The following is a 14,020-nucleotide window of genomic DNA, read 5'->3' on the forward strand; positions in this document are numbered from 1 at the left end:
CTGATGCCACGACGGCGGCATGTAGGACAGAGCGCGCTCAGCCTTCGAGGAGCGACCGCGTCGCGGCGGCAACGTCGTCAGCCCGCATCAGGCTTTCGCCGACGAGGAACGTGCGGACGCCGCTTTCTGCCAAGCGTTCGAGATCGGCATGGCTGTTGATCCCGCTTTCACCGACCAGCAGCGACCCCTTCGGGGCCAGCGGTGCAAGGCGTTCTGTCACTTCGAGCGAGGTCGTGAAGGTCTTCAGATCGCGGTTGTTTACTCCGAGCAATCGGCTTTCGAGAGTTGTTGCTGCTCGCTCAAGCTCCTCCTCGTCGTGAACCTCAATAAGCACATCCATCTTGTGCTCGGACGCTGCCGCCTCGATCTCAGCCATCTGTGCATTGTCTAGCGCCGCGACGATGATGAGGATTGCATCGGCTCCGATCGCGCGCGCTTCGAGGCATTGCCACGGATCGACCATGAAGTCCTTGCGCAGAACCGGCAGCTTGCATGCCGCGCGGGCAGCAATGAGGTAGTCCTCATGTCCCTGGAAGTATGGCGCATCGGTCAGGACCGAGAGGCATGCCGCGCCGCCTGCTTCATAGTCGGCAGCGTGAAGTGCGGGCTGAAAATCCTCGCGGATCAGTCCTTTGGAGGGGCTGGCTTTCTTGATCTCGGCGATCAGCGCAAAGCCGGTTTTGGCCCGGGTGCGCAAGGCCGCCTCAAACCCGCGCGGCGCAGTCTGGATTGCGGCGGCCTGTTCGAGCTGGCTCAGCGGCACCGCGCTTTTGCGGGCGGCGACGACTTCGCGCTTGGCGGCGCAGATTTCTTCGAGCTTGTTCATGCGCGTCAGGCCGCCATCTCGATCCAGTCGGCAAGCAGCTTCGCCGCTGCACCTTTATCGAGCGCCTCAGCTGCCATTGCGGCACCATCGGCCCATTCATCGACCTTGCCAGAGACTACCAACGTCGCCGCAGCGTTCAGCACAACCGCGTCGCGATAGGGGCCTGGCGTGCCTTCAAGCAGCGCCTTGAGCGCCTTCGCATTGTGCTGTGCATCGCCGCCGCGAATGGCTTCGACCGGAGCGTGCGAGAGGTTCACGGTCGAGGCATCGACACGGCGCATCTCGAAATCGTTTCCGGTGACATCGGCAAGCTCGTTTCCGCCCGCAAGGCTAAGCTCGTCGAGCCCTTCGTCGCCTGAGACGATGAAGGTGCGCTTCGTGCCAAGCTTGGCCTTTGCCTCGGCGTAGATCGGCACATAGCCGGGGCGCGCGATGCCGATCAGCTGGCGCGTCACGCCTGCCGGGTTCGAAAGCGGGCCCATCAGATTGAAGATCGTGCGCTTGCCGATTTGGAGGCGAATTGGCTGGATCCTGCCCATCGCCGGGTGGTGGTTCTTGGCGAAGAGGAAGCAGATGCCGAGCTCAGCGAGCGTCTTTTCCGCCGTGCGCCCAGCAGCATCCATGTCCAGCCCCAGCGCTTCGAGCGTATCCGCCGCGCCCGATTTGGACGAGGCCGCGCGATTGCCGTGCTTGGCAACGGGCACGCCGCATGCTGCGACCACGAGGCTCACGGCAGTTGAGACATTCAGCGTGTGGTGTCCATCGCCGCCCGTGCCGCAGCAATCGACTGCATCTTCGGGCGCGTCGATCGGGATTAGGCGAGCGCGAAGGGCACGCGCGGCCCCTGCGATTTCGTCCGCCGTTTCGCTGCGCTCGGTCATGGCGAGCAGGAACCGGGCAATTTCCTCGTCGGTCGCTTCACCATCGAGGATCCAGCCGAACACCTCCTCGGCCTCGGTTTCGCTCATGTGAGGGACGGCGAGGGGGAGCGTCTTCATGCGGGCATGTCCTCGTTCTTTGGCGTCTCTATCCCGCACAGGCGCAGGAAGTTTGCGAGCAGGTCGTGACCGTGCTCGGTGGCGATGCTTTCGGGGTGGAACTGCACGCCGTGGATCGGCAAGTCCTTGTGGCGGAAGCCCTGGACATATCCATCATCGGAGTTCGCGTTGACCTCGAGCGCATCGGGAAGGTTCTCGACGATGAGCGAGTGATAGCGCGTCGCGGTGAAGGGCGAGGGCAGGCCTTCGAAAACGCCCGTTCCGTCATGTGTCACCGGCGAGGTTTTGCCATGCATCAAACCGCCGCGCGTGACTGTACCGCCGAAATGCTGCCCGATAGCCTGATGGCCAAGACAAACGCCGAGCAGCGGCTTTTCGGCATCTGCGCAGGCCGCGACAAGGTCGAGACTGATCCCGGCCTCGTTGGGAGTGCATGGGCCGGGCGAGATCAGGAAACCGTTCGCATTGGTTGCCAAAGCCTCGCTCGCGCTGATCGCGTCATTACGCTCCACTTGCACATCCGCGCCCAGTTCCATCAGGTAATGGACAAGGTTGAAGGTGAAGCTGTCGTAATTGTCGATGACGAGTATCTGACTCATGACGTTTTGCCCGCCAGCTTGTCGGTTGCGCGGACCAGTCCGTCGATGATGCCCGGCTCACCGGCAGAGTGGCCAGCGTCATGAACCATCCAGAGCTCGGCCTCGGGCATCGCCTTTTTCAGCTCCCATGCGCTTGTGGGGGGGGTGCATATGTCGTGGCGGCCCTGCACGATGATCGTGGGGATATCGCGGATTTTGTCGACGTCGCGCAGCAGCTGGGCTTCCTCGAGGTAGAAATCGTTGAGGAAGAAGCGCGCGCAGATGCGGGCGAAGGGGACGGCCCTTGCGGGGTCCTCGAAATCGGCGAGCAATTCGTCATTGGGCAAAAGCGTTGCGACCGTGCCTTCCCACAGCGACCATTCCTTGGCGGCGGCGAGGCGCGTGGCCTCGTCATCGCTGGTCAGGCGGTCGTGATAGGCTTTTACGAGGTTGCCACGCTCATCTTCGGGAATGAGACCGGTGAACTGGTCCCACTGCTCGGACATGATTTCGCTCGCTCCGTACTCATAGAGCCACGCCTTTTCCTTCTGGCGGGCGAGAAATACGCCGCGCAGGACGATCTCGGAGGTGCGCTCAGGATGTTTCTGCGCATAGGCCAGCGCGAGAGTAGCGCCCCAGCTGCCGCCAAAGACTTGCCATTTCTCATGCCCGCACATCTCGCGCAGACGATCAACGTCCGCGACGATGCGCCAGGTGTCATTGTTCTCTATTTCCGCGAAGGGCAGCGATTTGCCGCAGCCGCGCTGGTCGAACAGCAGCACGTCGTAAGCTTGCGGGTCCCATTGACGTCGATGCGACGGTGCCATCCCGCCGCCAGGGCCGCCATGCAAGAACACCGCAGGCTTCGCGCCCGGAGTGCCAACTCGCTCGTAATAGAGCTGGTGGCCTTCGCCCACGTCAAGCATCCCGGTCTCATACGGCTCGATCTCGGGATAAAGCGTGCGGGTGTAGTCGAGCATGTTCGAGTTACTCATCAATTTTCTCCACCACCAAAAGTGGGCCTACTCGGCGCTCGTCCATACGCCCGGATGCCGGGTTCCAGAGCGAGGAAATGTTGCCGTCGAGGAACAGCGCGTTGGGGGTCTGCAATTCGTCGCGGAAGAAACGGGCGAAGCGTCCGAAGCTGATCGCTTCGTTCGAAATCACGAAATGCGCGCGACCATCCTCGTCGATGCCCACGCCATTGCGGATGGCGCGCGAGGGACCGTTTTCCTGGAAGTCCGGGTGCAACTCGCCATTCACGACCAGCATCGGGCCTGATTGGGTGCCGAATGCGGGGCGTGTTCCGATGGTGCGCAGGAAGACGCCTGTTTCGATGATATTCCAGTTGCCGCCCGTGCCAAAAAACACGCCGTTGGGCTTCATGTAGAAGTTACCGCTGCCATCTCCACGGTCGAGCTCGGCAAGGCGCTCGCCGTCCTCGACGAAGTAGCCGAGCGGGCGCAGGTCGTCGCCGTACATCCCGGCATTCATTACGAAGGCAATACCGCTTTCGTTGCGGCCAGCGGCCCAGGCGCGGATCGTGCCGAAGTCATCGCCGCTCGATGGGGCGAGGCTCGTGCGGATGCGGTGGGTCGCCGGATCGGCGATGCAGTGGGTGAGGGAAGTCTCCTCAAACGTCACCGGCACACAAGCAGAGTTCGCATCGGGAACCCCGCCTGCATCGGGCACGATTTCCTCAAGCGCGGCGAGTTCTTCGCCCGCGACCGCTTCGCTCAACTCCGCTCGCACGACCGGCTCGCCAGCGGGTTGCTGTTCGCATGCCGAGAGGGCGATGGCGGCGATGATGATTGCTGCGCGCTTCATTGTCCGAACCCCGGCTCGCTGGCGACGCGCACGGCCTCTTTTGCCGCCGCTATTAGCGCGCCCGCCTTGGCGCGGCATTCTGCCAGTTCGTAATCGGGATCGCTGTCTGCGACGATGCCAGCGCCTGCTTGCACATGCAGGGTTCCGTCTTTCACGACAGCGGTGCGCAGGACGATGCACGAATTCACTGACCCGTCCGGCGCGAAATAGCCGACCCCGCCCGCATAGGCCCCGCGCGTTTCGGGCTCGAGTTCAGCAATGATCTCGCAGGCGCGCACCTTCGGTGCTCCCGAGACTGTGCCTGCTGGGAAGCCTGCGAAAAGTGCGTCGAGCGCGTCCTTGTCGCTTGCGAGGCGGCCTACGACGTTGCTGACGATGTGCATGACATGGCTGTAGCGTTCGATGGTGAAGCTGTCTGTGACTTCGACAGTCCCGCGCGCTGCCACCCGGCCAACGTCGTTCCGTCCAAGGTCGAGCAGCATGAGATGCTCCGCGCGTTCCTTCGGATCGGCAAGCAGGCTTGCTTCGTTTTCGCGGTCCAGAGAAGGAGTTTCGCCGCGAGGGCGTGTCCCGGCGATGGGTCGGATCGTGACCTCTCCGTTTCGGACGCGGACGAGTATCTCAGGGCTCGAACCGACGATGGCGAAACCGGGCAGGTCGAGGAAATAGAGGAAGGGCGACGGGTTCACCCGGCGCAGACTGCGGTAGAGTTCCAGCGGCGGCAATTCGAAGGGACAGGTGAAGCGCTGGGCCAGCACGACCTGGAAGATGTCGCCGGCAAGGATGTACTCTTTCGCGCGCAGGGCGAGCGCCTTGTAGTCCTCCCCGTCCATCACAGGCGTGAGTTCAGGCTCGAGCGTGTCAGCGGCCGCACGTGGCGCTTCGGGACGAGGCTGGACGAGGGCACGCAGGGTTTCGTCGATCCGCTCGCCTGCCGCTTCGATAGCGGCGCGGGCATTGTCGGCTTCCCAGATGGGGGCCACGCAAAACAGCGCATCGCTCAATCCGTCGAACACGAGGATGACAGTCGGGCGAACGAACAGCATGTCTGGCAGCGCCAACTCGCTCTGCGGCGCGCGCGGAAGCGTTTCGACAAGCCCGATCGTCTCGTACCCGAAATAGCCAACAAGGCAGGCAAGGGCAGGGGGCAATGGGTTCTCGGCGCCCTCGGGCAAATCGACGCGGCACGCGTCGGCGAGCGCGCGCAGTTCGCTCAGGGCGTCGCCCGAACAAGGCTCAAACGCCTCACGGTCGGATTTCCAGGCACGGTTGATCGCCGCCTCGCTAGCGCTAGCGCGGAAAACGAGGTCGGGATCGAGGCCGAGGAGTGAATAGCGCCCGCGAACCTCACCACCTTCGACCGATTCCAGCAGGAAGTCGCCGCGACCAGGCACGATAAGTCGCCGCGCTGCTCCAACCGGTGTGTCGCTGTCGGCAACGACCTTGCGCCACACGAGCGCAGGCGCGCCGCTTTCGAGAGCCTTGGCGGCTCCGGCAGCGTTTTCGAGCCCGATCGGAAAGGATGCGGGGGATGCGTTCACGGTGGTTTCGCGTGTGTCCCTGCTCAGATTTCGCCAGCAAGCTGACGACGCAGCGCTTCGACCGCTTCTTCATTGCGTTCCACGCCCACTTCCTCGCGCACTGCGGCAGCGAACTGCGCGTTGTATTCGCCAGCCAGAGCCTGCGCGAGCGAGTTCTGTGTCTGATCGAGGATCGGATTGTCGTTAGCGACTTCGGGAACAACGATCTCGTCAAGGTCAACAAGGAACCAGCCAAGGTCATTTTCTTCTTCAAGAATCTTGGTCGATCCTTGCGCCATCGAGAACATGAGGATCAGTGCAGTGGGCACGCGCTGGTTTGGATTTGCCAGCAGCTCGCGGCGTTCAAGGTCGATCCGTTCGACCTGGGTCAGAGACGGGTTTTCCGCACGCATCGCCTCTGCCAGCGGAGTTCCGCTACGCACGGCTTCAAGAATGCGGTTGGCTGCCTGTTGCGCAATGCGGTTGCCCTCGCTGCGGCGCCACGCGGCAGTCACTTCTTCGCGCACTTCCGCGATCGGAGGCGCGGCGCTTTCGGTGATGTCCGAGACGTCGAAGATTAGGAATTGCTCGCCAGCCACGAGTTCTGCAAGTTGCGGCTCGCCTTCGTCCATCTGGAAAGCAGTCTCGAGTACCGGACGGACCGCTTGATTGAGGGTCTGCCCAGGCGTTCCAAAGATGCGCCCGTCAGCCAAAACACCCGGAACGGCAGTGACTTCAAGACCGAACTGGGTCGCAGCATCCATCAGCGAAGTGCCGGTGTCGACCAGTTCTTCGATCTGTGAGCTGAGGTCAATCAGCTGCGCTGCGACCGCTTCTCTGCGGATTTGCGCAGCGATCTCGCCGCGAACATCTGCAAGCGAGCGAGCCGGCGTGTTTTCCACATCGTCTACCCGCGCTACGTACCAGCCCAGCTGAGACCGCTGAGGGGTGATGACATCGCCTTCGCCGGCGGCAAAGACTGCCTCTGCAAGCGCAAAACTGGTTGAGGATGACATGCTTTCGCGGTCGAGGAGCTCGCCTGACGAAACGTTGAACCCTGCCTGCTGCGCCGCAGCTTCAAGGCTGAGACCGGCACGAATGCGCTCTACTAGGGCTTGTGCTGCCGCTTCGGTTGGCACGACGAAAGTGCTGATCGCGCGGCGTTCCTGCGCTGCGTACTGTGCAGCGTCTGCCTCGTAACGGGCCGCGATCTGGGCATCGGTCGGCTCTGCTACGGTTTGAACGCTGTCAGCCCCGAACCGTGCGAAACGGATCGTGCGGCGCTCAGGCAGAATGAAGTTTGCGCGGTTTTCGCTGTAGAATGTGTTGAGTTGCTCATCCGTGGGATCGCCATCGGGTGCATATTCACTGCTCGGAACCAAGCCGATGCGCCCCTGACGTCGCTCAAGCACCAATGCGGCATACTGACGAGCGGCTGCGCGCGGCAGTTGCGGCGCGGCAAAGGCCGGGCGCAGGAGCTGCTGGGCGAGGAGGCCGTCCGCGATGTCTTTGCGCAGGATCGCATCGGTAATCCCCTGACGGCGAAGCGCCGCCTGATATGTGGCCTGATCAAACTCACCGGTGACATTGCGGAATGCACCAATCTGGAGGATCTCGCTGTTCACGAGATTTTCGCCAGCGCGAAGGCCGTATTCTTGTGCAAACTGTCCAATTGCAAAGCGGTCGATAAGCAGTTCAAGTTCGCGATTAAGGCCATCATTTGCGACCAATTGCGGCATCGTAATGGTCGGGTTTTGATCGCGAGCACGGTCAAGCGCGTTGTTCATTGCGCCGCTCATCTCGTTGCTGGTGATCGGTTCGCCGCCCACAACTGCGACCTTGTCGTCGCCGGTCAGACCACCAAAAGTCGCTGATCCCGAGATGTCCGACGCCGCGAAGGCGAGGGCAACCAGAACGAGAAATCCAATGAAGATCGGCAGACCAATTTTCGACTGGAAGAAGTTGCGGAACAGCGAAATCATTTCTTGGTGGCTTCCGGTTTTCTATGATCGCGTTGGCAGAATTGCGCGCGATACTTGCCCTTCTGGCGGTGGATAAAGCAATTGTGTTTCGGTGCGGGGAGGGGGCTGGCGTGCGCTAACCCAAACCTCGACCGGGAAGTTCAGCGCTTTATCGGCCCTGCGACCTCCCGGCAACAGGTTGGCGGAGCTTTTGACTAAATCTTGCGCCTCCGCTAGCCGACCCAACCCCCTGACCCTAAATCGGGTCAACCAAGATTCGAATTCAAGCTTCACGATAGACAGGATTACTTGATGTCCCAGCGGCCATACATCGTTGGAAACTGGAAGATGCACGGCACCCGCGCCATGCTCTCCGAAGCGCGCGCGATCGACCGCGCGGCTCAGCGACATATGAAGGTCGAAGTGGCGCTTGCGCCGCCTTACACGCTGATCCACCCAATCCACCGGGAGGCGGAGCAGATCGCTGTGGGCGCACAGGATTGTCATCACGAAGAGGGCGGCGCGCATACCGGCGACATCTCAGCAGCGATGGTTGCCGATGCCGGCGCGAAGTTCGTGATCCTCGGCCACTCCGAGCGTCGCCAAAACCATGGCGAGAAAGACGCGGTCGTGCGGGCAAAGGCCGAATTGGCGCTTGCTGCCGGCCTTCGCATCATCTTGTGCTGCGGTGAGAGCGAAGAGACCCGCGATGCGGGCAAAGCGGTGGCCTTTGTGAGTAAGCAGCTAATAGCCTCGCTTCCCAAAACCATCGAAGACGTCGCCGAGAAGCTCACCGTCGCATATGAGCCGATCTGGGCGATCGGAACCGGCAAGACCGCAACGGTCGAAGATATCGCAGAGATGCACGCTGAAATCCGTGCCTTGCTGGTGAAGATGTACGGCGAAGAAGCGGGCGCGGAAGTCCGCATCTTGTACGGCGGCTCGGTGAAGCCTGAAAATGCTGGCGAAATTCTCTCCACTGCCGAAGTCGGCGGCGCATTGGTGGGCGGGGCAAGCCTTGCTGCCGACAGCTTCATGGGGATCGCTCTGGCTGCAGGCGAAGCCGACGAAGGGTAAGGCCGCGAAGGCGAGCATTCGCGCCGCACTTGCCGAGACGCGCGCGCATCCCTAGATGCGCGGTGGAAATGCATTCATCCGTTACGATTTCACATAGAAGAACACAGCCGGGATCATGTCGCTCTTTATCATCTTCACTGTCATTCAGGCCATCGTGGCTGCTGCGCTCGTGGGCGTTGTCCTTATGCAGCGTTCAGAAGGCGGCGGCTTGGGTATTGGCGGCAATCCTTCCGGTGCCCTCGGTGCGCGCGGTGCGGCTGACTTCCTGACCAAATCGACCCGCTGGCTGGCTATCGCTTTTGTCGCGCTTTCGATCTTCCTGGCTGCTCTGGCCGTGAGCGAATTGAGCATGGGCGACGTCAGTACGGATCTCGAGCGCGATGTGAACGCTCCGAGCGCTGCCGATCTGCTGGGCGAGGGCGCGCCCGCAGGCGTTTCGCCAGATGGCGCGGCGTCGGACCCGGCCGATCTTGAAGATTTGCTGGGCGAAAACCCGGCAAACACAGAGCCTGCAAACGACGATCCGCTCGCCGAATAAGCGCGCTCGTTTTCGAATTTTCCTCACAGCTTTGTGGATTGGACGGGCTTCACCCGATCAATTCGCTTGCCTCGAATCCCTCATCACGATTAAGGCCCAACTCCCATGGCGCGGTACATTTTTATCACCGGCGGCGTGGTCTCCTCGCTTGGCAAAGGTCTCATGGCAGCATCGCTTGCTGCCCTCCTCCAAGCGCGCGGCTACAAGGTCCGCATTCGTAAGTTCGACCCCTATCTCAACGTCGATCCGGGCACGATGAGCCCGTATCAGCACGGTGAGGTCTATGTCACTGACGACGGGGCGGAAACCGATCTCGACCTTGGTCACTATGAACGCTTTACCGGCGTGTCTGCGCGGCAGAGCGACAACATCACGAGCGGGCGTGTCTATCGCGACATCATCGCCAAGGAACGTCGCGGCGACTATCTCGGTGCGACCGTGCAGGTGATCCCGCACGTGACCGACGCGATCAAGGAGTTCGCGCTCGCTGATCAGGACGATCACGATTTTATCCTGTGCGAGATTGGCGGGACGGTCGGCGATATTGAATCGCTGCCATTCATGGAAGCGATCCGCCAGATCCGAAACGAGCTTGAGCCGTTCCAGACCTTGAGCGTCCACGTGACGCTCGTGCCGTATATCGCGGCGGCGGGCGAGCTGAAGACGAAGCCAACCCAGCACTCGGTGCGCGAACTGGCATCGCTTGGCATCAAGCCGGACGTACTGCTGTGCCGCGCAGAGCATCCGATCCCCGATGGCGAGCGTCAGAAGATCGCGAACTTCTGCAACGTGCGCAAGGAAGCCGTGATCCCCGCGCTCGATGCGCCTTCGATCTACTCGGTCCCGCTGCAATATCATGAGGAAGGGCTCGACGCAGAGGTTCTGCGCGGCTTCGGTATCACGGACGCGCCTGCGCCTGACCTTGCGCGCTGGAACGACGTGACCGACCGCTATTTCAATCCTGAAGGCGAAGTCACGATTGGCGTGGTTGGCAAATATGTCGGCCTCCCCGATGCTTATAAGAGCCTCAACGAAGCGCTCGTCCATGGTGGCCTGGCCAACCGCGTGAAGGTCAACATCAAGTGGATCGATGCTGAAATCTTCGAAGGCGAAGACGAGGCGGAGATCGTTTCCGCACTTGAGCCGATGCACGGCATCCTTGTGCCCGGCGGCTTTGGCGAGCGCGGCAGCGAGGGAAAAATCTCGAGCGTGAGGTTCGCGCGCCAGCGTAAGGTTCCGTTCTTCGGCATTTGTCTGGGGATGCAGATGGCCTGCATCGAGGGAGCGCGTGCCGCAGGCTTCGAGAATGCGTCATCGACCGAGTTTGGCGAAACGAAAGAACCCGTTGTCGGCATCATCAGCGAATGGATGAGCGAAGAAGGCCTCCAGCAGCGCGAAGAAGGCGGTGACCTTGGTGGTACGATGCGGCTTGGCGCTTACGAGGCCAAGCTTGCGGGCAACAGCCACACCTCGTCGATCTATGGCGGTGCCGAGGAAATTTCTGAACGGCATCGTCACCGCTACGAGGTCAACAGCGCGTACATCGAGCCGCTGGAAAAGCAGGGTCTGGTGTTTGCAGGGATGTCACCCGACGGGCTGCTCCCTGAAATCGTCGAGCGACCGGATCACCCCTGGTTTGTCGGAGTTCAGTTTCATCCTGAACTGAAATCAAAGCCGTTCGACCCCCATCCGCTCTTCGCAGGCTTCATTGCTGCAGCGCTCGAGCAATCGCGGTTGGTCTGACGTATCGAACCTTGAGGCATGTTATTCTGTCTCAGAATCCCGCCGGGTTCCAGAATTGTCCGACATTCGCCCGATGGCGGAAGTCTGCTGCTTTTTAAGGCGATTTTTGGGGTAATTGTCCCGAAATGACCATTAATGGGCCGGTATCTGTCGCGTTCGTACAAGCTGGGTAATTAATCCTTGCGTGCCTCCCATTTTGCGCACTACCACTGTGACCAGCCTACAGCTTTTCTGAAGGGGTAGGCTCCGGATCACGGCGGTGTTCATTGCCATGGTTCGGGTCTGGAGGGACTAGGAACAGTTAGAGCTTTGCCCCGTCCATCATGGAACGGAGGTTTGGCTACACCGAGCTCGTGTCGGGATTGATCATCTTCTGCGACCCGGATGATCATTGTCGTACGGGGCGACTTCAGTGTCGCGGGGGCGGACCTTTCAAGGCCGCCCCCACTTCTTTTCAATTGATCACGAAGCTTTTGAATTCAAGGCAATCTTTGACAGCCTTCAATCGCGGTAAGCTGATTTGAGCCTGTCCGATCAGGCTGCGTCAGCTGACTTGTCGTCTTCGTCCGCCGCATTGTCCGAAGGAACAGCTGTGAGCGTGGTAGCGCCATTAACGGCGATCTTCTTCGGCTTCATCGCGTCTGGCACTTCGCGCACCAGGTCGATTATGAGAAGGCCATCGGCAAGCTGCGCGTCATCGACGCGAACGTAGTCAGCCAGTTCGAATCGGCGCTCGAACCCGCGATTCGCAATACCGACGTGAAGAAGCTCGGAGCCATCGTCGGCATCTTCGCGCTTCTTCCCCTGAACAACCATCAGGTTCGCCTGAGCGGTGATGTCGATATCCTGCGGACGGAAACCGGCCACGGCGAGCGTGATGCGGTAGTTGTCTTCGCCGTTCTTCGCGATGTTAAAGGGGGGGTAGTTGTCGCCGGAGTTCAGCCGGGCCTGATTCTCGATCATGTCGAAAAGACGATCGAAGCCAACGGTCGAGCGGCGATAGGGGGTAAAATCAAGACGTGACATATTTCAAATCCTCTTGTTTTGAGCAATTTGGTTCTTGAAGCAGGCCTGCCTCGTGCAGCACCTGCCAATGTCACCCGCTGATGTTCCCCGAGACTGGCGGAACCGGGCGACACATCCTAGTTAAGTGAGGCGAAAACGCTTTCAAGGGCCTTCAGCCAGGCCCAATGGGATTGAATTATGAGCACACCGCAAATCGATATGTACACCAAGTTCGCATGCCCGTTCTGCGTGCGGGCAAAGCATCTGCTTCAGAAAAAGGGCGTAGAGTTTAACGAGTACGACATCACGATGGGCGGGCCCAAGCGTGAAGAGATGATGGAGCGTGCGCCGCTCGCGCGTACTGTACCGCAGATTTTCATCGGCGATGTCCATGTTGGCGGCTCTGATGACCTTGCCGCGCTTGAAGAGGCAGGCAAACTCGACGCGCTGCTGGCGGGCTGAATGGTCAAAATCGCTGTCCTGCAGATGACTTCGGGGATCGATCCGGAGGCCAATTGCGCAGCTGTCGAGCGCGCCGCGAAGGAGGCAAGCGAGGCCGGGGCGGCGATCCTGTTTACTCCTGAAATGTCGATCCTGCTCGACCGTGACCGCAAACGGGCTTCTCCGTGGATCGTGAGCAATGCGCCCATGAAGATCGTCGACAGGCTGGCGAGAGCGGCAGTTGACCGCGGCATCGACATCGCCGTGGGATCAATCCCTGTCGAGGCAGACAACAGCGCGAAGTTCGCCAATCGCTCGTTCTATTTCGCTGCAAATGGCGCGGCGCCCGTCACCTACGACAAGATTCATATGTTCGACGTGGAGCTATCGACCGGCGAAACTTGGCGTGAAAGCAATGCATACGAGGCAGGACGCGAAGTCGTGACTTTGGACGATACGCCTCTCGGCACGCTTGGGCTCTCAATCTGCTACGATATGCGCTTCCCCGCGCTGTTCGAGGCGCTTGGCAAGCGTCGATGCGACGCCATCGCTATCCCGGCTGCTTTCACCATTCCGACCGGCAAGGCGCACTGGCATACCCTTCTGCGCGCCCGTGCAATTGAAGCCTCCGCTTTCGTCATCGCCGCCGCACAGGTAGGCAAACACGAAGACGGACGCGAAACCTATGGTCACAGCCTCGTGGTCGATCCGTGGGGCGAGGTGCTGCTGGATATGGGCGGAGAGGCACCGGGTCTCGCTTTTTGCGAGATCGACCTTGCCCGGATCGAAGAAGTCCGCTCGCAGGTGCCGAGCCTTGCCAACCGGTGCGAAATTCCCAATTAGAAGAGTGTTATGATCGTTTTCGACCTCCACTGTGATGCTGGCCACCGGTTCGAGGGCTGGTTTGGCTCATCCTCCGACTATGAAGAGCAAAAGGCGAGCGGCCTTGTCAGTTGCCCGCATTGTGGCTCCGACGTCGTCGGCAAGGCGCCCATGGCTCCGGCAGTAGGCGCGAAGGGCAACACCGCGCCCGAAACGCGCATGCTGGTTCCTGCCACGGCGGCACACGAAGATGCGCAGCCTGTTTCCAACACGCCGATAACTCCCGAGGTCCAAAAGGCGCTGACAGCTCTCGCAAAGGCGCAGGAAAAGGCTCTCAAAAACAGCACCTGGGTCGGTAAGGATTTCGCTAGCCAGTCGCGCGAAATGCACTATGGCGAGCGCGACGAAGCGCCGATACACGGGCAGGCCAGCATCGAAGAGGCGAAGGCGCTCGTCGATGAAGGCGTACCAGTTGCCCCTCTGCCATTTCCTGTGGCCCCACCTGACGAACTCAATTGATTGGAAAGAGGCTCCTGCTATGGGAGGCCCTCTGCCGAGAGTCCCCGTAGCTCAGGTGGATAGAGCGTTGGATTCCTAATCCAAAGGCCACAGGTTCGAATCCTGTCGGGGACACCACATCAGCTTCTCAAGTCCAGATTGACCCCATGCCGCGTGACGTTATCA

At 60.8% G+C, this 14,020-nt stretch carries 14 protein-coding genes and 1 tRNA gene; 7 read left to right on the forward strand and 8 right to left on the reverse strand.

Features of this window, described 5'->3' with window-relative positions; translation table 11 throughout:
* Positions 1–37 precede the first annotated feature (37 nt).
* Genes trpC through AC0V6T_RS06035 form a run of 7 tightly spaced genes read right to left on the reverse strand, consistent with a single transcriptional unit; the run spans position 38 to position 7,731 of the window.
* A complete protein-coding gene (gene trpC / locus AC0V6T_RS06005; RefSeq protein ID WP_486125180.1) occupies positions 38–826 on the reverse strand; it encodes an indole-3-glycerol phosphate synthase TrpC in 789 nt (262 codons plus the stop codon).
* 5 nt (positions 827–831) lie between these two features.
* Positions 832–1,824 (reverse strand): anthranilate phosphoribosyltransferase, encoded by a 993-nt coding sequence (trpD, locus tag AC0V6T_RS06010; protein ID WP_486125182.1) that lies wholly within the window; start codon positions 1,822–1,824, stop codon positions 832–834.
* Entirely contained in the window at positions 1,821–2,423 is a 603-nt protein-coding gene (locus tag AC0V6T_RS06015) for an anthranilate synthase component II (protein ID WP_486125183.1), read from the reverse strand. The genes trpD and AC0V6T_RS06015 overlap by 4 nt, the downstream gene beginning before the upstream one ends.
* A complete protein-coding gene (gene pip / locus AC0V6T_RS06020) occupies positions 2,420–3,397 on the reverse strand; it encodes a prolyl aminopeptidase (RefSeq protein WP_486125185.1) in 978 nt (325 codons plus the stop codon). Before pip ends, AC0V6T_RS06015 begins: the two co-directional genes overlap by 4 nt.
* Positions 3,390–4,229, reverse strand: coding sequence for a phosphodiester glycosidase family protein (locus AC0V6T_RS06025; RefSeq protein WP_486125187.1), 840 nt, complete (start codon positions 4,227–4,229; stop codon positions 3,390–3,392). The genes pip and AC0V6T_RS06025 overlap by 8 nt, the downstream gene beginning before the upstream one ends.
* Positions 4,226–5,743, reverse strand: a complete 1,518-nt coding sequence (locus AC0V6T_RS06030) for an anthranilate synthase component I family protein (protein ID WP_486128515.1) — start codon at positions 5,741–5,743, stop codon at positions 4,226–4,228. Before AC0V6T_RS06030 ends, AC0V6T_RS06025 begins: the two co-directional genes overlap by 4 nt.
* Positions 5,744–5,793: 50 nt before the next feature.
* On the reverse strand, positions 5,794–7,731 hold the full coding sequence (locus AC0V6T_RS06035) for a SurA N-terminal domain-containing protein (protein WP_486125189.1): 1,938 nt from the start codon (positions 7,729–7,731) through the stop codon (positions 5,794–5,796).
* Between the two features lie 291 nt (positions 7,732–8,022).
* On the opposite strand from AC0V6T_RS06035, the gene tpiA reads away from it, so the two are divergent.
* The 3 genes from tpiA (at position 8,023) to pyrG (ending at position 11,068) form a co-directional block, all read left to right on the forward strand.
* The gene (gene tpiA / locus AC0V6T_RS06040; RefSeq protein ID WP_486125191.1) at positions 8,023–8,787 is read left to right on the forward strand and encodes a triose-phosphate isomerase; all 765 of its coding nucleotides are present in this window, start codon (positions 8,023–8,025) and stop codon (positions 8,785–8,787) included.
* Between the two features lie 115 nt (positions 8,788–8,902).
* The gene (gene secG, locus AC0V6T_RS06045; RefSeq protein WP_486125193.1) at positions 8,903–9,325 is read left to right on the forward strand and encodes a preprotein translocase subunit SecG; all 423 of its coding nucleotides are present in this window, start codon (positions 8,903–8,905) and stop codon (positions 9,323–9,325) included.
* Positions 9,326–9,430: 105 nt separating this feature from the next.
* The gene (gene pyrG / locus AC0V6T_RS06050; protein ID WP_007164281.1) at positions 9,431–11,068 is read left to right on the forward strand and encodes a CTP synthase; all 1,638 of its coding nucleotides are present in this window, start codon (positions 9,431–9,433) and stop codon (positions 11,066–11,068) included.
* 534 nt (positions 11,069–11,602) lie between these two features.
* On the opposite strand, the gene AC0V6T_RS06055 is transcribed toward pyrG, so the two are convergent.
* Positions 11,603–12,094 carry an Hsp20 family protein gene (locus tag AC0V6T_RS06055; RefSeq protein ID WP_486125195.1) on the reverse strand — a complete coding sequence of 164 codons (492 nt, stop codon included), beginning with the start codon at positions 12,092–12,094 and terminating at the stop codon, positions 11,603–11,605.
* 177 nt (positions 12,095–12,271) lie between these two features.
* Here AC0V6T_RS06055 and grxC point away from each other — a divergent pair, with 177 nt between their 5' ends.
* From grxC to AC0V6T_RS06075, 4 genes are all read left to right on the forward strand, one after another.
* Positions 12,272–12,535, forward strand: a complete 264-nt coding sequence (gene grxC, locus AC0V6T_RS06060; protein ID WP_007164279.1) for a glutaredoxin 3 — start codon at positions 12,272–12,274, stop codon at positions 12,533–12,535.
* Positions 12,536–13,357, forward strand: a complete 822-nt coding sequence (locus AC0V6T_RS06065) for a carbon-nitrogen hydrolase family protein (protein ID WP_486125198.1) — start codon at positions 12,536–12,538, stop codon at positions 13,355–13,357.
* Positions 13,358–13,366: 9 nt separating this feature from the next.
* A complete protein-coding gene (locus AC0V6T_RS06070; RefSeq protein WP_486125200.1) occupies positions 13,367–13,855 on the forward strand; it encodes a DUF1178 family protein in 489 nt (162 codons plus the stop codon).
* Positions 13,856–13,895: 40 nt separating this feature from the next.
* Positions 13,896–13,972: transfer RNA gene (locus AC0V6T_RS06075), tRNA-Arg, on the forward strand.
* The last annotated feature ends 48 nt before the right edge of the window (positions 13,973–14,020 follow it).

The organism is Erythrobacter sp. S158, assembly GCF_057364915.1.